At 46.5% G+C, this 25,551-nt stretch carries 19 protein-coding genes; 8 read left to right on the top strand and 11 right to left on the bottom strand.

Translation table 11 applies throughout. The features are described from left to right. The first annotated feature begins 35 nt into the window (after positions 1–35). The gene (locus HQM11_16935) at positions 36–977 is read left to right on the top strand and encodes a sucrase ferredoxin (GenBank protein ID MBF0352721.1); all 942 of its coding nucleotides are present in this window, start codon (positions 36–38) and stop codon (positions 975–977) included. A 63-nt stretch (positions 978–1,040) separates the two neighbouring features. Then, entirely contained in the window at positions 1,041–1,808 is a 768-nt protein-coding gene (gene fliN, locus HQM11_16930) for a flagellar motor switch protein FliN (GenBank protein ID MBF0352720.1), read from the top strand. Positions 1,809–1,957: 149 nt separating this feature from the next. Here fliN and HQM11_16925 read toward each other — a convergent pair whose 3' ends face one another. The 7 genes from HQM11_16925 to HQM11_16895 all read right to left on the bottom strand — a co-directional run bounded on the left by HQM11_16925 (position 1,958) and on the right by HQM11_16895 (position 11,148). Then, the gene (locus tag HQM11_16925) at positions 1,958–2,668 is read right to left on the bottom strand and encodes a hypothetical protein (protein MBF0352719.1); all 711 of its coding nucleotides are present in this window, start codon (positions 2,666–2,668) and stop codon (positions 1,958–1,960) included. 184 nt (positions 2,669–2,852) lie between these two features. After that, positions 2,853–3,707 (bottom strand): cyclic nucleotide-binding domain-containing protein, encoded by an 855-nt coding sequence (locus HQM11_16920; protein ID MBF0352718.1) that lies wholly within the window; start codon positions 3,705–3,707, stop codon positions 2,853–2,855. Positions 3,708–3,733: 26 nt separating this feature from the next. Then, positions 3,734–5,275 (bottom strand): HAMP domain-containing protein, encoded by a 1,542-nt coding sequence (locus tag HQM11_16915; GenBank protein ID MBF0352717.1) that lies wholly within the window; start codon positions 5,273–5,275, stop codon positions 3,734–3,736. A 7-nt stretch (positions 5,276–5,282) separates the two neighbouring features. After that, positions 5,283–7,613: a TonB-dependent receptor gene (locus tag HQM11_16910; protein ID MBF0352716.1), complete on the bottom strand. Its 2,331-nt coding sequence runs from the start codon at positions 7,611–7,613 to the stop codon at positions 5,283–5,285. 18 nt (positions 7,614–7,631) lie between these two features. Then, positions 7,632–8,249 (bottom strand): DUF4154 domain-containing protein, encoded by a 618-nt coding sequence (locus HQM11_16905; protein MBF0352715.1) that lies wholly within the window; start codon positions 8,247–8,249, stop codon positions 7,632–7,634. A gap of 4 nt (positions 8,250–8,253) precedes the next feature. Beyond that, a complete protein-coding gene (locus tag HQM11_16900) occupies positions 8,254–9,759 on the bottom strand; it encodes a hypothetical protein (protein ID MBF0352714.1) in 1,506 nt (501 codons plus the stop codon). 309 nt (positions 9,760–10,068) lie between these two features. Continuing rightward, positions 10,069–11,148 carry a hypothetical protein gene (locus HQM11_16895; protein MBF0352713.1) on the bottom strand — a complete coding sequence of 360 codons (1,080 nt, stop codon included), beginning with the start codon at positions 11,146–11,148 and terminating at the stop codon, positions 10,069–10,071. A 306-nt stretch (positions 11,149–11,454) separates the two neighbouring features. On the opposite strand from HQM11_16895, the gene HQM11_16890 reads away from it, so the two are divergent. After that, positions 11,455–13,359 (top strand): sulfotransferase, encoded by a 1,905-nt coding sequence (locus HQM11_16890; protein MBF0352712.1) that lies wholly within the window; start codon positions 11,455–11,457, stop codon positions 13,357–13,359. Positions 13,360–13,435: 76 nt separating this feature from the next. Here the strand turns inward: HQM11_16890 and HQM11_16885 are convergent, their stop codons facing one another. From HQM11_16885 to HQM11_16875, 3 genes are all read right to left on the bottom strand, one after another. Next, complete coding sequence (locus HQM11_16885) at positions 13,436–13,681, bottom strand: hypothetical protein (protein ID MBF0352711.1); 246 nt, start codon at positions 13,679–13,681, stop codon at positions 13,436–13,438. A 39-nt stretch (positions 13,682–13,720) separates the two neighbouring features. Beyond that, positions 13,721–14,536 carry an AmmeMemoRadiSam system protein B gene (gene amrB, locus HQM11_16880; GenBank protein MBF0352710.1) on the bottom strand — a complete coding sequence of 272 codons (816 nt, stop codon included), beginning with the start codon at positions 14,534–14,536 and terminating at the stop codon, positions 13,721–13,723. Between the two features lie 103 nt (positions 14,537–14,639). Further along, positions 14,640–16,430, bottom strand: coding sequence for a PAS domain-containing protein (locus tag HQM11_16875; protein MBF0352709.1), 1,791 nt, complete (start codon positions 16,428–16,430; stop codon positions 14,640–14,642). A 261-nt stretch (positions 16,431–16,691) separates the two neighbouring features. On the opposite strand from HQM11_16875, the gene HQM11_16870 reads away from it, so the two are divergent. Beyond that, complete coding sequence (locus HQM11_16870; GenBank protein MBF0352708.1) at positions 16,692–17,483, top strand: DNA methylase; 792 nt, start codon at positions 16,692–16,694, stop codon at positions 17,481–17,483. Here HQM11_16870 and HQM11_16865 read toward each other — a convergent pair. Next, positions 17,477–17,881, bottom strand: coding sequence for a hemerythrin family protein (locus HQM11_16865; protein MBF0352707.1), 405 nt, complete (start codon positions 17,879–17,881; stop codon positions 17,477–17,479). The genes HQM11_16870 and HQM11_16865 overlap by 7 nt on opposite strands. Positions 17,882–18,225: 344 nt before the next feature. Between HQM11_16865 and HQM11_16860 the strand changes: the two genes are divergently transcribed. From HQM11_16860 to HQM11_16845, 4 genes are all read left to right on the top strand, one after another. Then, positions 18,226–19,281 carry an HU family DNA-binding protein gene (locus HQM11_16860; protein ID MBF0352706.1) on the top strand — a complete coding sequence of 352 codons (1,056 nt, stop codon included), beginning with the start codon at positions 18,226–18,228 and terminating at the stop codon, positions 19,279–19,281. Between the two features lie 187 nt (positions 19,282–19,468). Further along, positions 19,469–21,370 carry a 2-oxoacid:acceptor oxidoreductase subunit alpha gene (locus HQM11_16855; protein MBF0352705.1) on the top strand — a complete coding sequence of 634 codons (1,902 nt, stop codon included), beginning with the start codon at positions 19,469–19,471 and terminating at the stop codon, positions 21,368–21,370. A gap of 49 nt (positions 21,371–21,419) precedes the next feature. Next, positions 21,420–22,373, top strand: a complete 954-nt coding sequence (locus HQM11_16850) for a 2-oxoglutarate oxidoreductase (protein ID MBF0352704.1) — start codon at positions 21,420–21,422, stop codon at positions 22,371–22,373. 21 nt (positions 22,374–22,394) lie between these two features. Then, complete coding sequence (locus tag HQM11_16845; protein MBF0352703.1) at positions 22,395–24,884, top strand: hypothetical protein; 2,490 nt, start codon at positions 22,395–22,397, stop codon at positions 24,882–24,884. Positions 24,885–25,551: the final 667 nt, after the last annotated feature.

Genomic DNA, 25,551 nt, shown 5'->3' with positions numbered 1-25,551 from the left:
TTGAATCCCCTTTTGAATCTCTATGAAATGGCCTTATGGAAACGACTTCATTTTCTCATGATGTATTCTGTACTGATAAAGCGTTAGCACTCAAAGAACCCCTTGCGGGTACAGCGCCTCACGCAAAAATGTTTGTTTTTATATCATGGCCCAAAGCGCAATGGGGGTATGACGCGCTGGACACGCCTGCTATTCCTGAAAAACTGGCACCATGGCTTGAGGCACAGGAAAAACGGCTCCAGGGAAAAGTTCAATTGCGTCTCATCAGCCAATCCCGGACATCACCGGAACAACACACCGTGATGATTTTTCCAGATTCCAGACAATATCGGAATGTTCCACGCGACAGTTTGATGGAGGTCCTGGAAAACCATGTCGGAGGCACCCCGCTGAAGGAGTTTCCCCCGGCTCCGGTGGACAATCTTCAAATTTTCGTATGCACCCATGGTCGGCATGATAAATGCTGTGCCAGGTATGGACAGAAAATTTATCAGTCACTTCGAAACGAAATTGCCCACCCGGACATTGATGTCTGGGAAAGCTCTCACCTTGGCGGGCACCGCTTTGCCGCTACAGCCATGGTGTTTCCCCAGGCAGACGTTTATGGCTGGTTGACCGGGGAAAATGTTTCCACATGGGTCACTATGTTGTTGCAAAACCGTGTGTATGGTCCGGCCTATCGGGGCAATGCGTGGTTGAATGACATTTCTCAGATTGCTGACGCCTATGCCCGGCAATTTTGTTATGAACAGGGTTTTGATGCACGTCCTGTGTTGCGTCAGACCAGAATGGAAAACGAAAATCTGATTTGCGACATCGAACTCACTTCGCCAACTACGAATCCTGTCAAATCGTTGACCTTGAGCCTGATACGAAAAACATTTGAGAGTCCCATCAGTTGCGATAATCCTCCTGAACTTCGCAATCGCTGGATACTCCAACTCGTAGAGACGCACGATAGTGTTGCTTCAGAATGACAATCACATAAATTCAGGAAACATCTGAATCACATCCTTCAATTTCCGGGAGAATGAGTTCTTATGGCAATGGACCAGGCTGACATTGATGCGCTGCTGAATGGAAATTTTGATATTGCCGGGGACAGTGCGCCTAAAGAAGAAAAAAAAGAATCTGCCTTTGGTGGTTCCATGGCGCAGGATGATATCGATGCGCTACTGAATACGTCATTTTCTCCGGATGATACCCCTTCCAGTGGCACCACCCGCAAGTCTAACGTCGATCAAAATCTCATTGATGAACTTCTTGACAGCAATCAGTTTGCCGGAGTCAATGCTTCAGATGCTGAACTGGATGATGATGAACTTGATTCCAACATGGCTTCATTGCTGGCCGAAATCCAGCAAACTTCAGGTGGCGGAAAACCCGCCGAGGTGAACATTGACGAGTTGCTCAATGAAATCCAACCCAGTTCAGGAATGGGTAGCACCCAGATGAACCAGGGGGATATCCAGTCTCTGATCAATTCTGTCCAGTCCGCTGTTCCATCAGCAGTCACAGAGCCAGACGCTGAAATTGATGTCAATTTTCTGCTGGATATGCAACTCAATGTGACCTTTGAAGTAGGTCGGTCCAAAATGAAAATTGGCGATTTACTGTCTTTGGGGCAGGGGTCTGTGATTGAATTACATCGACTTGTGGGAGAAGATCTGGATCTGTTTGTCAGTGGCAAATTGATTGCCAAAGGCGAAGTCGTGGTGGTCAATGAAAAATTCGGAGTCCGGATTTTGGAAATTGTCACCCCTGAAGAGCGGATTCGCATGATGGGCGGTATGGATCGCCTCAATTGATATGAGTCAGTGTGTCCTGTATTTTATGGTTAGTCTCTTGATAAGAGTCTAACAGAACAACGTGAGGGATTTTTACAAACCAAAGTTTTCAGATTGGGTTTGGTTTTGAGGGTTTCAGCGAAATTTTCTGGCAGGCTTTTGCAAGAAACTCAGAACATGTAGACATACACCAGCTTGATGGTTGTCATGGAAACCTGATATTGGAAATCACCGATTTTTTTATCAATTTCCTTGGTTTGGGAAGTGCCCTGGAGGTTGGAGGTCGCCACAGAATATTGAAGCAGAAAATCACCCAGTTTCACGTCAGCCAGCATCACGGTCGTTGTGGTTTGCAGGATTTGGTTGACGGTAACACGCTTACAGTTGGCGCGCATGACTTGTGCGTTGAGTTCTGTGGCTCCGGTGGTGCAGGTTTCAACCTGACTGTCTTCAGTCAGGTAAATATTTCCGGAAAGATCCAGATAGCGGGCACCCATTCCAGCGCCCAGTGAAATATAGGAACTGTCTGTGAAATGCATGGCCATCGAGACACCGGGAACCAGTTCCACCACTGTTGCCGCAACACTCGATCCTAGCGTGACTTTAGTCTTTTGATCCCCAATTGCCTGTTTATCAGCAATGAAGTTAAACGCATCCAGATGGATGAATAGTCCAAAAACCGCTTTGGGATCAGGGGCAAAAAACAACCCTGCGGTTCCGCCCTGATCCGCACTGGCCTGAATATGTCCTGAAGCTCCGGTGACATTGTTTTTTACAATCACTCCCGGCGCGGTTTGCACGCCGCCAATCTTGACTCCGGGTGATAACGCAAAGGCCTTACCTGAAATCATCAAAAATACAATACACACGAATATTCTCATGATTCTCCCTTAGGTGAACGTTCAAAAAATAACATGGAAAACTTTCTGCTTACGAACGGGACGTTCGTAACCGTTCCATGACCCACCGGAGGTGGGTGCGAAGCAGAGCTTCGCCAGGTGGATAACGTGCCCCACGGGACGTAGGGCACGAGCAAACTTTGACAACTTATTCTTTTGCCATTCCTTATTTTTTCACCGTTGAAGCTGATTCAGCCTGGTTACTTTGTACTTCATTCTGACTTTGGTGCCTCACATACCATTCCAGGGTTTTTGCTTTGGGAAAAAACAGGGTATCCACTGGAAAGCGGCCTGCCTGAATCTGGGTGACAATCTGTTGAGGTTTGCATTTGAGTTCTTTGGCCAGCGTGAAAATATCAAGATACTGCTCTTCCTGTTTCATGGTTTTATAGGGTTTTTCCTGCTCCAGTAGCTGGATATTTGCCATGAATTCCTTGTGATTCGGGATCTTGATCATTTTTTTCCCGTCCACCGTCTCAATCTGAAGGAGCGATGCCTGTTGAATCCATTTGAGCATGTTGTTCAATTCCAGATGTGACACCGCAAGGATATCCTTCACTGTGACACATAAATCGCCATAACCCAGAACACCACGATGTTTGTAATACAGCAGATGTGTCAGATGAGAAAAGCTCATAAACGGATTTCCGGAAAGTTGGGCGGTGACCTGTTTGTCTTTCATTTTGAAGCGCTGGATCAATTGCTGGGTGATGGCTTTGACGATCATGTCGCTGTCCCCCAGCATTTTCATCAGCAACCGTTCATCAATACGCACCAGTTTTGAGTCTTCTGCCGCTACAACGGACGCGGATCTCGGTTCTGCCGTAATCACCGCCATCTCCCCGAAGATCTCTCGTGGAGGCAAGGTGTTGAGAATGATTTTTTTGCCGTCAATTATTCGATAAACATCCATGGAACCTTCAAGGATCAGGTAGGCAAAATGTCCTTCTGTATCGCCTTCCTCAAACACGATGTCCCCTTGTTTATATTCAACAATAGGATAGTTGGCATTCACGATCATAATCCTCCCACAAATTGATTAAACGGTCATTGTTTTCCAATGGAGACATTCATGGCAATTTGGGCCTGAACATCCAGGATGACAGGATGCTGTGCCCATGTTTCACAAATTTCCTGAAACGTGGTGGAGAGACGATCCCGCATGGCTTGCTCCACAATGTGTTTCTGCGGTTGTTCCAGTAGATAAGTCAACATGGGTCGTTTGAGTCCTTTGGGTGTGAACGTTTTATATTCAGCGACCTGAATGTAATCAGTAATATTTGCCCACACCGGATGGCTGACCAGCACTCCCCCAGGAGGGCAGGCATCTTTCAGGCGGGACGCCAGATTGATCGACAGTCCCAGCGCGGTGTAATTCAGCCGGGATTCTGTGCCGAAACTGCCGACAGTGCTGAATCCGCTATGAATACCGATGCGCATGTTGAGCGGGATATGCAAGCCCTGTGCGCTCAATTGATGTTCCAGGGGTTTGATGGCATTTTGCATTTCCATCGCCATCAGACAGGTTCGCAATGAATCTTCCTGAGTACCATGCGTTTGGGGTGCGCCAAAAAAGATCATCATGCCATCTCCCAGCACCTGCACCAGGGTGCCTTCATATCGATTCACAATCCGGGTCATTTCATCCTGATATATCTCCAGTAGTTTGGATAATTCTGAAGCTTCCAGGGCTGTGGTCAGTTGGGCAAAACCGCTTAAATCCGAAAATAAAAACGATATTTTTGCCCGTTTGGATAAAATCCCGCCAGATTGTTCCCCTTGAGCCAGGATATGTTTCACGACAGGACCGGGCAAGTAGGAAGAAAGATAGCGGATCATGGATTCCAGTCTATTTTTCTTTTCAATCAGCATTTCATTTTGACGGAGGATTGTGGCTCGACTTTGTGCAAGAGCCCCGGTCATTTCTTCAAAAGAACGTGCCAGTTGCCCCATTTCATCTTTTGACTGGATTTGAGAGGTCAGGGCTTGAATGGATAATTGTTCTTTCTGAATATTTCTGGCACTTGAAAACAGCAAACTGAGCGGGTGTAGCAGTATTTTACGCAACATTCCCAGCAGTAGCAGAATGATGATGACTCCCATGCTGAGGTTGAAGCCCAACGCCAGTTTCACATCCTGGATCAATTGTTGATTGGTTTCTGCCAGGCTGAGTCCCAGAAATAAATAGCCGACCCTGTTGGCTTCATGGTCAATCGGCACACTGACCTGAATCTGATCATTCTGGAACAGAACGGTTGTCTGTTCCACTGCCTGAAATGGAGGGGGTTGTGTTTCAGGCAACGAGGATAAAACTTCGCCGGCATCGTCCGTGAATAACGCATAGACCAGATCAGGATTTTTTTCCAAACCCTGGAGGGATGTTTCCAGAACGAGGCCATCTTTCAGCCAGACCGGTTGAGAACTGTTCAACGCGGCAAATTCCGCTACGGAAACGGCTTTTTGCCGGATGGCATTCCGGGCAAGGGACCATGCGCTCCAGGCATTATACAGGATGTTCAACAGGGAACCCGCCAGAATGAACAGGATGACAATACCGGCCAGTTTGACACGAATGGAAGATACGCGCATTTCGCTCTCAAAATTTAAGAGTCATTCCCACCTGCAACTCACGTTCCCGTTCCTGAAGATGATTTTCCCGATAGGCTGTATACACAGGTAAATTTCTCAGTTGAGATTCCTCACTCAATTTGATGATGGGCGAATAGTATTCCTCATTGGTCAGATTGGTCACACCGACAAAGGCTTCCCAGGAACGAAATCCGGAAGGGTGGATGGTCAGATGCGTATTGGCAATGACATAGGCTGGAAGCATTGTTTCCTGAGCCAACTCCTCCACTTTTTGTTCGCTTCGATAAGACACCGAGGTGTTCAGGTTCATGACCCGGAAAAGGGGTACATTGTAAATCACATTTGCTGTTGTCTGGGGCAACAACTGATTTGTGACGGTCGAATCCCGGTCAGGAAAGGCGATTGTGGCATAGGACGCGTTGAAAATAAAATAATGATCTGGCAGAAATTCAATCCGCAGTTCGGCTTCGCTACCCTGAGAGGTCATATAACTCATGTTGTAGACACTCCCGGGATTGGCAAAAATAATGTTGTGAATTTCATTGTTAAACAGATTTATTTTGAATTTCATCCGCCTGGAGATTCCATATTGATAGGCGATTTCGGTCGCATTGATGATTTCAGGATCCAGATCATATTCAGCCAGGGAACCTGTCATGGGTTCATAGGAAGCCTGCTCCAACAGCGATGGCGCACGAAAGGCCTGACCATAAAGCAGTTTGATCACCTGCTGGTCTGTGAGTCGATAAACCATACCTAATCTGGGGTTGAGAGTGCTACCGAAATCACTGTAACTGTCATAGCGGGCACCGATGTATACAGAAAGGTCGGTGGTCATCCGGTAGTTGTCCTGGGCATATACCCCGGAAATTTCTCTGGTTCTGTTTTGTAGCAGAGTCAGGGTCGTGTCCGAGTCATTGGCGGCAAACGAACCTGTCGAGCTTTTATCCGCGGACTGCGCGTTGTAGAAAACTCCGTAATTCACCAGAGTTTCACGGGACTGGCTGAACCCTATTTCCCAGACATGGTTTTCAAATCCGGTGTAGAGCCAGTCGATTTTACTTTCAAGACGGTTTTCGTTTACGAAACGGCCCTTGCGGCTGGGATTCCGGAAATTTTCACTGCTGGTTGTACCGGCCGCGGGTTGGGATCCCGCATTGGTGCTACCCTGTGTGGAAGACGGTTGTGTTCCCGAACTGGTTCCCCCTTGTGTGGAAGACGGTTGCGCCGTTCCACCGCTGTTTTGTGGTGGTGGGTTCTGTCTGGAAGGCGGTGGGCCGCCTGAGGATGAGGGATTGCCACTCAAGGAACCCTGAGCACTCAAATAATCCAGAGTTTCCGCTTCAATTTCCACACCCACGTTTTCAGCATTGAAATCCGAGTACCCGATGGAGGCGTAAATGGTTCCATGAGACAGAGGAATTTCATAGCTGATGGACGAAAGCCTGGTATATCCTCTGTCAAACAAACTCGAATCATCCGCGGGATTAGGATTTCCCCACATCAAATAAGGGTCATTGTCGTGCTGATACTGTTGATAGTGAAATTCCAGGTTTTGGTAATTCAGACGCAAGTCAGCGTTCTGAGTCATGCCGCCATCTGTGACGGTTTGGGTTCCTGCCAGGGATTTTTTGGCTTCATGCTCCTGACCGTCTTCCTGGGAATAAAGGCCATGAAAGGAATAACTCCAGTCGCCATACGCGTTTCCGGCCGAGAGGCCAATCTGTTTTCCACCGTGATTGTGGGCACTGATCACCATCGAACCGCCACGGATATCACGGCCTGTTTTGGTGATGACATTCACCACTCCCACAAACGCGCCCGTGCCGTAACCTGATGAACCCGGACCCCGGATGATCTCAATCCGTTTGACGTTGTAAAGCGGAACAGCCGGCAGTGTGCCATCGGTTCCGCCTGATTGGCTGTTATTGATCCGTTGTCCGTCAATCATGATCAGGATTTGACGGTTTGAACCGAACACCACCCCCCGCATCAGCAATACTTCAGATCGTACCGTATTATCCACGATTCCCATGGGACTGGTATGCCTGACATGAATTCCGGGCACCAGCGACAGGGCGTCACCCAGTGTTCTGGCGCCTGATTGCGCTATTTCTTCTTCCGTAATCACGGTGACAATATTGGGAACTTCCGCGGTTGATTGTGCCTGACGGGAAGTGATGGTGACCAGTTCTGTGCTGAGGAGATCTTCGACAGATTCATCCATGATAAATTCTTCTGATCCGATAGAATCCTCCAGAGAGGATTCATCGGCTTGTTGGGCCAATAAGGGCGCTACCATCACAAGGAACAGTAGCAAAACAAACCATGTTTTCATAATGTTTCCTGTGGGCGATTATTTAACAAATTTAACCATTCTTAAAAAATTGGCGTCAAAATCAGCAGCGTTTTCTTCCGCGCTTTGCTGGTTATACAGAAATTGAGGTCTGGAACCGTTGTTCTGAACCCCTATGGTTGTTCCGGCATAAACATAATCCGCCACTCCGGTCATGGTCATAATTTTCATCTCTTTGCCCAGATCAATAATGGTGGAAAGGTTATTTCTGTTACCCGGCGCGATGTAATACATGTGAATGTTTCTGGAACGTGTGGCTTCCTTGAGATTGGACGCGTCCTTGAAGGTAATTGATTCGAGTTGAAGTTCATATTTCCGGACTGTCATGTGTTTCTCAGCAAACTGCCCCATTATTTCATCGGCCACTTTTTGAGAATCAGTGGACTCTGTATGAATGACGCCGATACGCAGTACCCCCGGTGGTGGTTTATTTTTTTGATTACGGTCATAGGTTGAAGCCTGAACCAGAAGTTTGATCTGCAATTCGACAGGAATGTCCATGGTTTCAAGCGCCCAGCTCCATCCCGGAACCAGCAGAAACTCTGCCAGCAACAGGGACAGGAGCAGTCGTTTTCGTCGAAGAAGGGTTGGTGCTTTGTGGCTTTTTCCGGTCAACATGTTTTCAATCCTGAGTGAGAGTTGTCGGCATGGTTCTGATGATAGTTAAAAGACTGTTTGACAGGGCATGATGTGTGGTCTGTTCCACAATATCGTGTTTTATGCCAGCTAAAAGATAGGTGGGCGATTTTTCACCATCTGAGCCTTTCACTTCAAGGGTTTCATGAGGCTCTGTCTGAAGGAAGGGATGAATATGATTCCAGGTAGACTGACTCACCAGAACTTTGGAGGGCACACATTCGCTTTCGAGTTGTGACGCGAAATTTACCGCGGGACCAATCGCTGTATAATCCATGCGAGCTTCTGAGCCGAAACTTCCGACGGTGCAGAAGCCGGTATGGATGCCGATTCTCAGATCAATCGGGGTTTCAATGCCCTGGCGAAACCATGTTTTTCGCAGATTTTTCATTTCAGACTGCATCTCCAGCGCCATCAGACAGCTTCGCAGGGCGTCTTCCTGAGTGCCGTAGCCATGCGGTGCGCCAAAAAATATTTTCAATCCATCACCCAGATATTTGTCCAGGGTTCCATCATATTTATGGATAATGCCGGTCATCAAATTTTGATATTTGTTCAGCAGTTGGAACAGATCTTCCGCTTCCAGTTGATCGGTCAAATTGGTAAATCCTTTCAGATCAGAAAAAAAGACCGTGAGCATTTTGCGTTCAGGGATATTTCGGATGTCGGTATGATCCTCATTCAGCAGATCCTGTACAAATTGTTTGGGCAAATAATTGGACAGAAATTGAACCCCTGTTTCAAGTCGTTCATCCCGTTCTTTCAATTCCCGGTTCTGTTCTTTCAGGGCGTTCTGGCTTTCCAGAATGGAATGATCCATGTCCAGAAAGGCCTGGGCCAGTTGTGCTATTTCATCCCGTCCATGAATTTGTGTGATCAATTCATCAATTTTGTAGTTCCCCATGCTGATCAGTTTTGCGCTTGACGAGAGAAGCATCGTGGGTTTCAGAATCATTCGGTTCAGATTCCAGATCAGCAACAGCGTGATTAGAACAGCCAGAGCACCATCCAGCAGAATGGATTCAACCAGATTCTTTCTCAATTGTTCCTGAGTTTCAGCCAAGGACAGGCTCAGGTATAAAAATCCGGCAACTTCATCACTGTCCCTGATAGGCGAAATGACATGAATCTGATCATCATCCAGAATACTGGTGGTGTGATCTGGTGTGGGCAAAGGTTCAGGCAGTTTCATCCTGTCCTGATGCAATTCTGATAAAACCTCTCCCATATTATTGACAAATACCCCATAGATCAGATTCGCGGTGCTTTCGAGTCCGGTCAGCATTTCATGAAGCACTTCCTCATTGGCGAACAACACACTGGGCGCACTGTTGAAGGCCGCATATTCCGACATGGACAACGCTTTTCTTTCGATGGCCTGGTAAGCCAGTGTGGTAGCCCGCCAATTCATGTAACCAATGTTGAACAGTGCTCCCAGGGAAACAGATATGATCACAATAGTAATCAGTTTTGTGCGGATAGCGGTATTCATTGGTGTGGGATACAAAAATGCTGAAATGTTGAGAAGACAAACTCTAACGAGGAGTGACGAGGGATTTTAAGGAGTGACGAAAGATATCTTCCGTTGTTGAGAAGACAAACTGTAAAGTTCTTTTGAAAAACACCTCAAATCTTACAGCCTTTTTCTGCATGAGGCAGAACAGGGAAAACATCAATGACTGGATTCAAAGGCTCACGTCAAGGGCAAATCACACAGGTTGCTGATGAAGCAATGGCTATAATTGCATCATCAAGCATACCTGAGTGGTAGGTCTATCAGTCTTTCATAGCGACCCGGTTGTTAGAATTTATAAACGGTACCAATGTCGAGTGAAGTGGACGAATAACCATCAATACCGCCCCCACGCCAAACGCCTCTATTTTTAATTTTTGTCTGATCAGGATTAGAGATCGTGATGGAATAAATTCCCACAACCCATCTGATGTCTGCAAATTGGGTTCCATAAGACAACGAAAGCGAGTTTTCAACTACGGCCGCGGCTTCATCTAATTTTTCAGAAGCACTCACGAGTTCAAGATTTACACCACTGATGTCACTCATAGCAAAGTTCAGTCCACCCATAACGCTCATTACCTGGGTTTCTTCTTCGGCTTCCGCTGTAGCACTGGTCAATTTGGAAGTGAGTGAATCCATTCCCAGATAAACACCGATCCCGAAATTTCCTTCAAACAATAAACCGAAACCGTTTTCGGCTTTTTCATAACCCTCAACTTGAGGATTGACCTTTTCATCACCAGTAATGGTGGTGGCAATTGCCTCAGTTGAGATCGTCATGGAATCGGTAATATTCATTCTAAACGAAGGCGCTAATCCAATTTCACCTCTGCCTGCGCCATCATCATCGTTGACAAGCAACATTGTTTTAAATTCCATTCCATCCAGACCTTTCATGTAGTAGGTCACACCATTTCGGAACAGGTAATAATCCAGGATGTAACGGATACTGGACTTGATTCCAGCATATTTAAGTTTCACCCCACCATATGTTCCAACAAGATATTGATTTCCCAAAACGATTTTGAATGAATCATTTTCCAGGCTCACCCACCGATCACGATTTACGGTAATGGGTTTCCCTGCCAAACCTTCACTTTCCAATTTAAATCCCACAGTCCAGCCATCATTCCCCACACTTTGTCCGTTTGCGCCAAATCTGGCATCCGCATCCACTTGAAGAGTTGATCCGGTATCCGAGTCCTTGTCTGGTGTTTTAGATTCAGCGGACATCCAGGCTCTTAACCGTCCTTGAACATTCAGATTTTTTTCAGCAGCCTGAACGACATCCGTACTCATCAAAGTGAGTCCTGCTGCTATACTCAAAGTGGACATTAGCAATTTACTGATTTTTTTTGTTTTCATAGCACTCTCTAGATTCGGGTTAATCAATGGTCCAGATATGTTTTACCTGTCATGCGTTTACAATCTAATACTTAACGTATTTTGAATGCTTACGGAAGAGATGAAAATTTATAAGCTGATTCTTGATCTTGTTTCATTTTTCAACCTTCAACCGGAGAAATGAGACATTGTATTTTCAGCGTATTTTTGATTTAAGAAATCAGCTTGATTCTTAACCAAGTTAAACCGCATGTACAATACTTATTTTTTGAAAATTGACCAGTCACTACCAATTATTAACGATGCAACGGCTGAGTTATTCAATATATGAAATTGAATACTGAATTTTATCATCTTCCATTTCGCTTTGATTCCGCACAACTGGAACAAGAATTATCTCAAATCAGCGAGTCGGATTGGTTTTTTCATGTTCCCACAGACGCTGGTGATTCTTCCATCATATTGATCTCAGCCGGGGGGCTCCCCAATCATGATTTTGCTTTGGCTGGTCAAACCAAACCGACGCACCTCATGGCGCATTGTCCTTACTTTGGTCAAATATTAAGCACCTTCAATATTCCCATTTCCCGTTGTCGTGTAACCAGACTCAAAGCAGGGGCGGAGACCCCGGTCCAGAGAGCTGACAATTACCATTGGTTTCGAAGGGTGTCGCTCTATATTCCGCTTGTGACGAATCCCACGGTCAAATTATTTTGTAATGATAAAAGTATCCACATGGCATCCGGGGATACCTGGATTTTTGACCAGACCATGAAGCACTGGATGATTAACGGGTCCGCAGAAGACTGTTTTCATCTGATTATAGAAACAAAAGGATCATCGGCGATTGAAAAAAAATTGCTTCAACCCGAACAAATCTGTGCGCCGGGTTACAGCCCGAATGATTTCTATGCTCAAGAAATGCCATCTTCCCCCAAGGATCAGAATTCAATTGTTTTAGAGCCTTATTGCTTTGAAGTACTGACACCGCAGGAAATCAGTGAATTGACCGATGATATTCTTTCCGGGGCAGAACAATCAAAAATGCTTCAAGCGGAGTTTTTAAATCTGGTTCAGTCGATGGAGGACTTTAGAAGTCAATGGAAGAAGGCGTTTTCCCGATTTGGACATCATCCTACGGGAGAATTAGCCTATCAGGATCTCATTCTGGACTTCAATGAGCAAATTGTCCCCAACGTCAACAAAATACTTTCTCCCGACAGCAAGGGTCGATATGCCATGGAGGTGATCCGTTCCATGTTAACAATGTCTCCACCGGAACCCAAACGTCTTAGCAGGCTGCTACTCACCAAAAACAGGTTAAAAAGCAAACAAAAAATTCATATGTCACAGGAACGTCTAACCGAGATTTTTCCTGAGCCTCAATTTGATCGCCCGCTCTTTATTGTATCTCCACCTAGAGCCGGGAGTACTCTTTTATTTAATACCTTAGCGCATTTTCCAAATTTATGGACAATAGGCGAAGAAAGTCACGAACTGATAGAAGGTATTGAAGCCCTTCATCCGTCATCTCACGAGTTCAGTTCAAATCGTTTGAGTGAAAAGGATGCGCCTCATCCTGTTGCCCAGACTCTTAAAAAGCGGTTCGTCCGGGAATTGCAGGATCGAGATGGCTGCGCGTATCTTGACCTTCCAGTCAGTCAACGACCTCTCCAGATCCGGTTTCTGGAAAAAACCCCTAAAAACGCATTGCGCATTCCTTTTCTGAAAACAGTATTTCCAGAGGCTCTTTTTATTTATCTGTATCGGGATCCACGAGAAAATATCAGCAGTATGGTGGAATGCTGGAGGTCAAGACGCTTTGTCGCTTATCGGGATTTACCGGGATGGCCGTATAAGGAATGGAGTTTTCTGTTACCACCTGGATGGTCCGCCTTGCAAAACAGTTCACTCGTGGAAATCGCGGCGTATCAATGGAACGCCGCTAATTCCTGCATTTTGGATGATCTCCAGGCTCTGCCTCAGGACTCTTGGCGCCTGATTCGATATGCGGATTTAATTCAGAACCCTGGGGAAACCATTCGTGAAATCAGCCGGTTTGCCCAGTTTCATTGGGATCAACGGATTGAACAGGTGGTCTCCCAATCATTGCCTGTTTCCCAAATGACGCTGTCAACCCCGTCTCCGGAGAAATGGCGAAAACAGGAACGGGAAATATCCATGATTTTAGCGTCTGTGGAAGCCATAGAACACAGGGTGGCACAGCTTTAAAACATTCCTATAGCGTTTTCAAATTTGATGAGACACAAAAACAATGTTAAATTTGATGGACACATAAGGACTCCGTTCAGTCAAATTTTCCATATTTTTGTTTATAGACCAGGAGAACCCGTTTCATTTTTTGCAGTGCGTAAACCATTCCCCTGCGGTACTCAGCCTTCATTTTATCAAGCTCACTGCCACCGTAAGGGTCATCACGTTCCCGTTCGTTTTTTTCAAGCTCAATGCTTTCCGCAAACAGCGCATCCAGCGACTGTTGCATGTCTCGGGCAAGTTCATTCGCAAGCTGTTTTTTCTCATTTTCAAGGTCCATTCGGTCTCCCTTCTCCTGTTTTACCCCCATGAAATGCCACTAATTCCCTTTCTGATCAAATTCTGAGAGAATCCATGAACCATAGCCGACAACCCTTGATTTGTCACCCGCGGTATCTCCGGAATTGCGCAAGTCCATCCGTTTGATCTGCATATGTCGTTCCCTTGCGCAAGCCAGCACTCCTCGTACCAGAAAATAACCACAGGCCCCATGATGTGACAGTTTTTCATAGTCAAAGGCCTCAATGGTTTCTGCCGTTTGCAGATCCAGATTTTGAGCTTTGGTATAGGATTCAAAATGACTCAGATCGGTGCTGATAACAATCAGTGTCTCTGAATCTCCCCACAATCTGTTCAGAACCATAGCTACTTTTTCCGGGGAGCAGTCGCCAACGACCAGTGGAACCAGCGTGAAATCAGCCAGCAACATTTGCAAAAAGGGGAGGTGGACTTCCAGACTGTGTTCCTGGGTATGAGCCTGATCCATTGTGACCACGTAAGGGAATTCAATGAGCAGATGATCCAGCATCTCACGATCCAGCAGAATCTTGCCCAGAGGTGTTTCAAAATAGTGAACAGAAGGCGCGGCGAGTCCCTGAAGATAAACACGATGCGCTGGTCCAAGCAGGATCACTTTTTTGATGGATTGACGCTGGGGTTCCAGCATTTTATAGCCGGAAGCGGCAATGGGACCAGAGTAAATGTATCCTGCATGTGGTGCGATCAGAACCTTGGGGCGTTGTGCCACCGTCATTGATACCTGCCCCAGAAAGTCCTGAATCTGGTGTTTTAATTCTAAGGGATTACCCGGGTAAAACATCGAAGCTACTGCCGGGTGTCTGACCGATGTTTTCATAGGACTCCTATTAAATAAGGTTAAAGGTTAAAGGTTAAAGGTTAAAGGGAAAAGGGGGGGAGCAGAAATACGTAAAAAATGCCTGTTCCCACTTCTCGCATCCCTAATCTTGATTCATTGGTGGAGTTATTGGGATTTCAATGGTAAAAACACTCCCCTTCCTCAGTTCACTTTTAACCGACAACTGACCTTTATGAGCATGCACAATGTGTTTGACGATTGCCAACCCCAGTCCGGTGCCGCCCATCTCGCGGCTTCGGGACTTATCAACCCGATAAAACCGTTCAAACAGACGAGGCAGATGGGCGTCTGGAATTCCCCATCCCTGGTCCTGCACATGGATCATAATGCGCTGATTCTGTTCTGAGGCATCAATAGTGACGGTTTTGCCAGGGTCGCTATATTTGAACGCATTGGTCAGGAGATTGGTGAGAGCCTGTTCCATCAGCAACGGATTCGCATGGATTTTGATCGAATCACTGGTCCTGTTATCCACAATCATTTGCTTGTCTTCAATGATACCATGACAATTTTGCAATGCTGTCGTTACAACATCTCCCAAGGCAAAGTGAGTTAGTTCAACCAAGCCCTGTTCAGCATCCTGTTCAATTCTGGACAAATCAAGCAGATCTTCAATCAAGGCCAGTAAACGGTGTGATTGCCGCTCAATCATTTTAAGAAATCGTTCCAGATCCGCCGGCGTTTGGGACGCACCGTCCAGCAAGGTTTCCACGGCCCCCTGAATGGAGGTGATGGGCGTTTTGAGTTCATGAGAGACATTGGCCACAAATTCACTGCGGATATGTTCCAGTTTCCGGATTCGGGACACATCACTGAAGACAATCAGCGAGCCGATTCGTTGACCGTGGATATCTCGCAAGGCCATGCCGCTGATCTGGAGCGTTAGTTCATTTTCATTCCAGAAGGCAATTTCATCCTGAATGGGGTGGTCGCTTTCAAGGGTTCGGTTGATGAATCGTTTCAGATCACGGTTCCGGGTCAGTTCCAACAAATGACGGCCCTTGACATGAAAATCCTGAACGCCCATGATTTTGGCGGCGGCAGGATTGATGTCCATGATATTTTCGTCATGATCGACTGCCAGTACACCTTCTTTCATGTTGTTCAGAATCAGTTCCTTTTCATTCCGCTGATGGGTGATCTGCTGAATTTGGTCATTGAGTTTATCCACCATCTGATTCAAGGTGTGAACCAGGTCATCAATTTCTTCAGAATGATGTGACGGCAGTTTTTCCATGAAATTGCCTGAAGCAAACTGTTTTGCGCCTTCCCTGATGCGTTCCAGTGGACGACTGATGCCTCTGGAAATCAGAAAACTGATGAGCATGGACAACAATGCCAGGATCAATACCCCATCCAGATTGTTGACGTAGATTTCTCTCAGCGTTTGACCCACATTTTTCAGGGCAACCGAGGTGCGCACAATGCCAACCACTTTTTGTTCTGCCAGAATGGGAACCGCGACATACATCATTTGCTGTGAAAGTGTTTTGCTGAACCGTATCGAGGATTGGGTGGCACCGTTCATGGCCGCCATGATTTCAGGACGGTTGGCATGATTTTCCATTTTCCCGGGATCACTTCTGGAATCACCAAGGACTTTGCCGGTAATGTCCAGGACAGTGATCCGTGTGCTGGTTTTCTGTCCCAGTTCTTCACACAACTGGGAAATTACGTTTTTCTGACTGTTGTTTACAAGTCCTGACATGAGTCGTTCTGTGGTATAGGCCAGATCTTTCAGATGTTTTTCAACCGAGTTTGAATAAAAAGTATTGAAGGTCCGCGAGGCATACCACGCCATGCCTAGCAAGGTGATCAGCATGGTGCCTAAAAATACAGGATATAACAGCCATATCAGTTTGATTCTTCTCATAATCCTCTTGATCAACAGTGTTAACATATTTGGAAGAAATGGCGATGCACAGGAAACGTATGTTTGAAAATCAGGGATGTCAAGGAGTTATTGGCCATTCCCTGGTTCTGTGGATTGATTGACAGAGCCTCAAGGAACTCACTTGAGAATGCTCAGAGGGCAGGGTATGGATTCAAATTATTTTGAATGATAATTTGTAAGCGTTCAGCCGTTAAACACTGAAAGCTGAACGCTTACGATAATTTTAAACTGAGAAAGACCATGGCAAAACCGACCTTAAAACTACAAACGCTGTCCTTATGGGAATACCCCTCCCAGCATTATGATCCCTCCATGGAATCCTTAAAACATTATATCGGCGCAACCCCCGCCTATGTGATATGGAATCTGCTTCAGCGCTATACACGCCCCAAAGATCTGATTGTGGACCCCATGTGTGGCTCGGGAACGACCATTGATGTTTCCCGGGATTTGAACCGTCGGGCGTTGGGGTATGATATTGAACCGTCGCGCAAGGATATATTCAGGGCGGATGCCAGAAAATTGCCTCTGGAAGATGGAAAAGCGGATTTCGTGTTTGTGGATCCGCCTTATTCAGACCATGTCAACTATTCCAATCAGGCCGGGTGTATTGGCAAACTGAAAGCCACTTCAGAAGAATATTACCTTGCGATGGGGGCTGTGATTCATGAGATTCACAGAGTCATGCGTCCCGGAAGATATATGGGTTTGTACGTGAGTGATTCATATGAAAAAGGCAAACCGTTCATGCCGATTGGTTTTCGTTTGTTTGAATTGCTTTGTGAATCGTTTGTGCCCGTCGATATCATTTCAGTGTTAAGACATAACCGGAAATTACAACGAAACAACTGGCACACTGCGGCAGTGGAAGGAAACTTTTTTTTGAGGGGCTTCAACTATTTATTCATCATGTACAAGCCTGATGGCAAGGAAGTGAATGGCATCCCCAAAGACCGACGTGATCCGACTGAACTGAACCAGCAACTTCAGGAGTTCAAAATTCCCGGTAAATCAGGAAAAGAAGATCAATAAATTCCATTCTGATGTAGCGTGAACTGGTATTTCCGGTCTTCATTCAAAATGTGCCTGACCAGCCATTGCTGTAAATATTCCATAAAGTCATCAGGAAATTCCTCTGTCCGTTGAAATTCCACAAACGTCTTCCGGACTGCTTTTACGAAGTCTTTATGCTCGACCAGATGTTCTTCAAAATGGGGATAATCATGTTCCCGCATCAAGCGCTCTTCTTCAGAAAAATGAAAGATCGCGTAATCCATAAAAAATTTCAGGGTTTCATAAATAACAGGAATCTCTTCGTGGGTTCCATACGAGTCTTTCAATTGCTGAATTCCCGCAAAAAGTTTTTGATGGTGTTCATCCAACAAAGCAATATTGAGACTGTATTCAGGTCGCCATCCGCTAATTGACATAGTTCGTTCTCATGAGAAATTTTTGAAAAATAAAAAGGTATCGCTAAAATCATCTCAATTGAGGATAGTTTCAAGATATCTATGGGCACCCCATTTAATCTGTGGAAATCAACGTTGGGCACCTTTCAGAAATAGTCTCTAGCCCTTCAGCCTCCGGTAAACCAGACCTGTAAGAAGCATTTCTGTCGAGACTCAATCAAGTGGCATTACCATTGCTGAAAGGTAGAGCAGAGGATATTTCTGGGTGAGACTGCTTAAAAAAAAGTCATTTATTGTTCTGTAGACTGATAAACGATGCTTTTTTTTGCAGTACAATTGGCAAATTCCACGAAGGGAGAATGATCATGAATAAAAAAGAATTGATTGCTACAGTTTCAAAAAAAATCACGATGGACCCTGCTGAAGTGTCAAAAATGCTCGAAATCATGCTGACTACCATTCAGCAAAATTTAGTCACTCACCATAGAATTTCTCTCAGCAGTTTCGGAATTTTCAAGGTTGTATCCTCCAGAAATAAAAACAAGGTTCGCTTTGTCCCATCCATTTCACTGAAAACATTGGTCAATACAAATGACAACCCGGCAGAACCCGCAACACCTCTTACAGCGACCTTACACCCTGAAACCGAAACAAATGATCTTGAACAAGACGTTCTGCCAACATCCGTAAAGGACATCAACTTGCTCACGAAGGTCCCCCTTGTGCAACAGCCTGTTTTATGGGAACAGGCCTATAACGTGACACAGGACTTTCCTGATAACTGGATTAGTGAGCATTGGAACGGAGGCTATTTTTTGACCAGTGGCAGTTATCTCAATGGATTATGGGCCATTGTCATGTCAAAAACAGACAGTCCGGGTGAACAATGCTGGAAACTTACTGAGGAATGGCCTGCAGAATGGATACAGGAAAAATGGAATGACGGCTATCAGATCACCCAGGTAATCGGTGATCGCCCCATGCTGGTTGTGATGTCCAGAGATGCCTTGTCTCAGGACCAGATATGGTATCACAGCATTGACTTCCCAGCAGGCTGGATACAGGAAAAATGGAATGACGGCTATTCCCTCACCGTAGCAGGACAGCATTGGAATCAATGGACTTTCGTAATGTCTCGAAATGCCAGGTTCCATGATCAACGACTGCTCAGGGAACCACAATTTTCACAACAACTTTTTGAGGAATATCAGCGGCAGGATGACTTCATTACGGCAATTGGTTGTTCCAGTAATGAATTGTGTACCGTAACAACCAGAAATACCGGCTGGAACCATCAGGTGTGGAGCATTTCCCGCGAGTTTCCGCATGACTGGGTCCGGGATCAATGGAATCAGAAAATGCAGATCACAACGTTGGGAGTTGTTCAGGGACAATGGTTTGTACTGCTGTCAGGTCGATAATCATTCCCCTTGATCCGCAAGATCAGTTCAATCGATGGTTCAGAATTCAATTGATTTATACATCATGGAATCAATAGGTTGCACTTGTCATGGAAGGCTGTTATAAGCCACTTCAATTCCAGGTAATATGGAAGATTTCCTTCCGCAAACGCGTTTTATTCTCACCTCGGATTCTTAACCTTTTATCATGAAGGTTGTCATGTCAATCAAGAATATTCTGAGTAAAGTCACCTCTTCAGATTCAGGCAAAGCTGTCACGCTGGATGAACACATTATTGAAATTGTGAGTGATTCCGGAGAAGGTGCCCAGAAAGCTGGGCAGAGTTTCGGTGCGTTGTGCGCCAAAATGAACAATGGAACCTGGACTGTGGAAATCATCCCCGCAGAAGTAAAACCTCCCGCTCGTTCCAAAGCCGGGGCCTCCGGCATCCGCATCAGGATTGGCTCAAAGGCTGTCACCAACATGGGGGATGAAGCGAATGTTGTCATTGCGTTCAATGAACAGGTACTCTACGGGCGGATCGACCAGAAAGCCTACAAGGCAGGAACAATTCTGCTACTGGAAAATAAATGGGCCACGCACATTGATCCTGAAATTGTTTCCCAATACACGCAAGCGGTTGAAGAATTCCGGACAATGGGCATGATCGTCCATGAAATACCGATGGAGGAAGAATGTCAGAAAATTGTGGAAAATCCCGCACTGGGAAAAAACATGTGGGTTCTGGGACTGCTCTGTGGCATTTATGATCGGGATATGTCCATTGCTGAAGCACAAATTAAACACACGTTTTCCAAAAAATCAGCAAATGTGATCGAAAAAAATATCAACCTGCTGAATGCCGGCCGCCAATACGCCGTGACACATCTTGATTTTCAATACAACATCCCGCCCGGATCGGACACCAGCCCCAAAGTGGTCATGAACGGCAATGAAGCCATCGGTATGGGTACGATTGCCGCCGGCATAGAAGTCTGTTCCATGTATCCCATCACCCCCGCGACATCCGCATCCCATTATCTGGCAGAATTTTTTGAATCCGCGGGCGGACTCGTTCATCAGGCAGAAGATGAAATTGCCGCGATTGGATTTGCCATTGGGGCCTCCTATGCCGGAAAAACCGCCATCACCATCACATCGGGTCCTGGAATGGCGTTGAAAACCGAATTTCTTGGACTGGCGGTCATGGCGGAAGTTCCGCTGGTGATTGTGGATGTGCAACGAGGTGGACCTTCGACAGGACTCCCCACCAAAGTCGAGCAGAGCGATCTGCTTTATGCTCTTTATGGACAACCCGGTGACGCGCCAAAAATAGTGATGGCCGCATCAACCATTGAAGAGTGTTTTCATTTTGTCATTGTGGCCAGACAGTTGGCAGAAGCCTTCCGCATGCCGGTTATTCTGCTCACAGATGCCAATCTTGCCACAGGCGTTCAACCGTTTCCCCGACCTGAATTCAACCCGGACTGGGTGGCGCCGCCAGTGGATCAAAGCCCGTGGAATCCTGAAGTCAGACCCTATCAATGGGATCCCGGAACGGGTTTGTCTCCACGCCCCATTCCCGGACAAAAAAACGGAATGTACACACTGACTGGTCTGGCACATGATTCCAACAGCAAAGTGGCCTATGATGCCGCGATCAATCAGGTTTCATCTGATAATCGAAGTCGCAAAATCGCTACCTTCAGAAGCTCCCTGAAACCCCCTGTAGTGATGGGAAATGATGAAGGGGATTTGTTGATAGTTGGCTGGGGCTCTACCCGGGGCGCTATTGAGGAAGCCGTGGGGAAAGTTCAGAAAATGGGTGGACGTGTGTCGTCAATCCATCTTCGATTCTTGTCTCCGATTGAACCTGGACTGCCTGAATTGTTCAAACGGTTCAAAAAAATCATGACGGTAGAAAACAATTATGGAGATAAACTGGATGGTTCCATCATCACCAGCGAGAACCGCAGATATTCTCAACTTGCGTGGTATCTGAGAGCACAGACCCTCACGGATGTGGATTTTTACTCCAATGTTCATGGACAACCCATCCGTCCCGGATCCATTGTGAATCTGATTAAACAGGAATTGGGAATTTCCTGATTCAGGCGCAAGTTTCTCAAAAATTATCCACTTTTTACAATGAGGTTCTATGTTTGGATTATCCGAAGACTGTATTCTGGAAGTTCCTGAAGAATATTACACCTTGAAGGATTATGAAGGGAATGTACCCCGCTGGTGTCCGGGATGTGGCGATAACACCGTGTTGACTGTAATTCAACGGTTGTGCAGAGACCGTCAACTCCCTCCTGAAAAAACTGTTTTTGTCTCAGGTATCGGCTGTTCAAGCCGGTTTCCACACTACATGAAAACTTACGGATTCCATGGATTGCATGGCCGTGCGTTTCCAGTGGCTGAAGGCATCAAGTTCCGCAGACCTGATCTGCATGTGTTTGTGGCCACCGGCGATGGCGACTGTTGCTCCATTGGCGCCGGTCACTGGGTGCATGCGGTCCGCTACAACATGGACCTCACCGTGATGTTGCTGGACAATGAAATTTATGGTCTGACTAAAAAACAGACATCTCCGACTTCACGAATAGGAACCAAATCCAACACGCACCCCAAAGGTTCCATTCTTCCCGCCATCAATCCACTGACCACGACCCTTGGAATCAGCAATGTTTCCTTTGTCGCCCAAACCGCAGACTGGAATCCGCCCCATATGTACGCCACGCTGATGGCGGCTCATGAACACAAGGGATTTTCCTTTGTCAGAATCCTGCAACGTTGTCCGCATTTCAATGCTGATGCGTTTGAAACCTTGGCGCATGACGCGGACGCCTCGCTTCTGCTCAGGCATCAAAAGGGCATTCAAATGGATGCCGCTCTTGAAAAACGGTATCCGAATATTCTGGAACATGATCCCTCTGATTTGAACAAAGCCCGGGAAGTCGCAGGAAGAGAAGACAAGATTCCGTTGGGTCTGCTGTATCAGAATACCAGCAATGCCTGTTACAATGACTATGGAGCGCATAACATGGGTTTTACCATTGAACAGAAAAAAGAAGCACTGAACCGTCAACTGGACCGCTACGCTGTTTAACGTTTTGTCTGCTGAGGCTATATGACACCATCTGAAATTGATTCCAAACCCCTTTTGTCTCAGGCAAAACCAACCCTGAAAATGCAAAAGGATCCTCCTGCTTCCGACATGCTGACTCCGGAGTCCAAAGAATTCTGGAAAAAAGCAGGAGATTTCATGAGAACAGGATCTGGAGGCGCTCTTGACCCCAGCCTGTTGCCGCCGTTGCTGTCGCTCTATCGTAAGCCGGTACATATCCGCCATGATTATCCCCTGTGGGTGACAACCGATGGAAACGCATCGGGAAATGAAGTGATCCAACCCTTGCGCACCATGCTGGAACGTTCTCTTGAAAAAACACTGGCGCCTTCAGAAGGGCGGTTGCTTAGAGACAATCTGGACCGTCTGGAATCCTTGATCCGCGACAAGGTCATGCTCGAAAGCAAACCCCTGGAAGGAAAAGCCCTTCTGGGAGAAGCTCTGGACAAGATCAAACATGGTTGGAATCCAGTCGATCAGGAACAATTTGACAGCTCCGTCCATGTGTTGCTCCGGGATATTCCCGGAGGGATATGGGTTCCGTTCTGTATGGAAACCCCCATCTATCTCATGGCCGCACTGTTGAAAAGAGACACAAAAACCAGAGAAACCAGGATTCAGGAACAAATCCAGAAACTTCGGCAACCCCTTGAAACAATGCTCTGGATCAATCAGTCCAAGGGGAAAGAAGGTCATTCCCCCGAAAAAATCCAGTCATCACTGGGCTTGGGCAGTGCGTTTATCAATCCACTGGCCCTGTCCAGGGTGCTACCGGAATCCGCCAATAATCCGTTATCCAACAGACGTCTGGAGCGCATTCGCAATGTTCTGAAAACTTTTGATGATGTTCCACGCTTGTTTGCTTCAGAAACAAGTCTGGCGCTATCAATCGCGTTCCGTCATTGTTCCGAAGCCCTCCAGATGTTTTTTCCGGAATGCAAACCTCAATTTTATTCTTCAGAACAGGGATTTCAGACACTTCAAACAAGATTTGAGGTGCATATCAAACCATGGGTTGAGCTGATCAAAGCCTTGAGAATTGGAAAACTGGAACTGAAGGAGCAGTATGATGAATCCATCCATGATGATTATTTTGAGCATTTTGACTGGAAATTCATGACCGTTGAAGAACTGGAGATGTGCCCGCCACTGGTGATGTTTGAAGAGGAACGCACCATTCAGCACAATGGCTTTTCCGATCTTTCCAGACTGCTCTTGAGTGAAAAACCCGTAAAAATCGTGATCCTGAAAACCGAGTCTGGTTCCAGTGCCACCGATGCACAGGGAGACATGCTTCACACCCTCCGTCTGGAACTGGGCGAAGTGGCTGTTTCTCATCGACAAACCTATGTCGCTCAAGCGTCAACCGCACTCATCCAGCATTGTGTCACTTCCATCACCAGAGGCCTGAACATCGCCAAATCAGCGTTGTTGTATGTTTTATCCAGTCCTTCATGGTCTTCTGACGAACTGCAACCATGGTTATTGACACATGCGGCCATTGAAGGCCGGGAATTTCCCCTGTTCAGTTATGATCCAGAAAAAGGTTTGTTGTGGGGAAGTCGTTTTTCAACAGACATCAATCCGTCCGCCTTTGAGGACTGGCCGGAGTATGAAATCATGATCGAGACTGATGCAGGGCAAAACCAGTCGCGTGGCTTTGACTTCACGTTTGCGGACTATGCGTCGCTGATTCCGGAATTTCGGTCCAACTTTCTGCTTGTTCCAGATGCTTGTGTGAAACCCGAAATGGTGCCGTTGCAGGAATTTCTTCAAGGTCCACAGGAGCAGTATTATCGGCAACGCCCGTTTATCTGGATGGCTGATACGGAGGGCAAGATCCACCGGGTGCTGGTTTCTTTTGCCATTGTAAGAACCTGCAAGGAACGGCTCGATTTCTGGCACATGCTCCAGGATCTTGGCGGAACCAGAAATTATCACGCCGAGATTGCCGCCGAAAAAGCACGCAGGGAGGTGTCGCAGGAATATGAACAAAAAATTGAAGAACTGGAACAGGCACATGCCCGAAAAATTCAGCAAGTCAGTCAGAATGCCGCACGGCAGACAATGGAAAATCTGGCTCGAACTCTGTTGAATCTCGATGCGGGCGAGTCTGTTTTTTCTGCAACGTCCGCACCGATGCACTCTGCAACGGTATCACCGCGTGACGATAAATCGCCGACATTTTCCACGAACGCGGAGCCTGAATCAAAAACAGGTCCTGCAACCTCAGGACCTGCTTCTGAAGCACCCTGGATTGAATCCGTGTTATGCACTTCCTGCGGGGATTGTATTGCCGTCAATTCGACGATGTTCGGGTACAATGAAGACAAACTTGCCATGATTAAAAATCCGCTCGCAGGAACGTTCAAACATCTGGTATCTGCGGCTGAAAAATGTCCCGCAGAGTGTATTCACCCCGGAACCCCGCTCAACCCGAAAGAACCGGGGCTGGATAAACTCATTCAGCGAGCCGCCAGGTTTAATGGATGAGACGCTTCTGCCGGATATGATTGCCGCTCTGAGGGGTGATCCTGTTTTCGGCCACAATATGTAGGGGCGAACCTGTGTGGTCGCCTTGATCTTTGGCAGACACACAGGTCTGCCCCTACGTGCCCCCCAATGTCGTCAACTTAGGAATTCTTCTCAGCTCTCTATTTTCCATACCGGCGTGAGTATTCAGGCCAAGGGCCTCGCCGCAAGACAAAGTGTATAACTCCAGTTTGCCGGCAAAAGCCCTCAACGAATCATCCACAATGCACCTCTGGTACCCTTGGCTCATTGGCAAAATACCGGAGGTAGGATAGAGGGTTCCCCACCAAGAGGTACACGTCTGTTAAGTTAAGCCCTGTGAAGTCACTGGCACCAATTCCCCCTTGGTTTAAGGGGGTTAGGGGGATGTTATTCTGAGCTTTAAATCCCCCATGCCCACTTTGAAAAGGGGGATTTTCTCGCAGGTAATTTCTAACTTAACAGCCTTGCACCAGAGGTAGGGAACCAGAAAAAATGTTTAAAGATTTATAGTCGGGTACTTATAAGGTTTGATCATAATGGGTTCCTGTGCGATTTTTTATAAAAAATAATTTTGAATTTCTTCCGTGGAAATTTTATTAAATTGTTCGACAGTGGTAAGTTCTCAGCTTTCAGTTCTCAGTTTTTT

The organism is SAR324 cluster bacterium (genome assembly GCA_015232315.1).
GTDB lineage: Bacteria > SAR324 > SAR324 > SAR324 > NAC60-12 > JADFZZ01.
The sequence above is the reverse complement of the archived record's forward strand: the minus strand, read 5'-3'. Positions and strand labels throughout refer to the sequence as shown.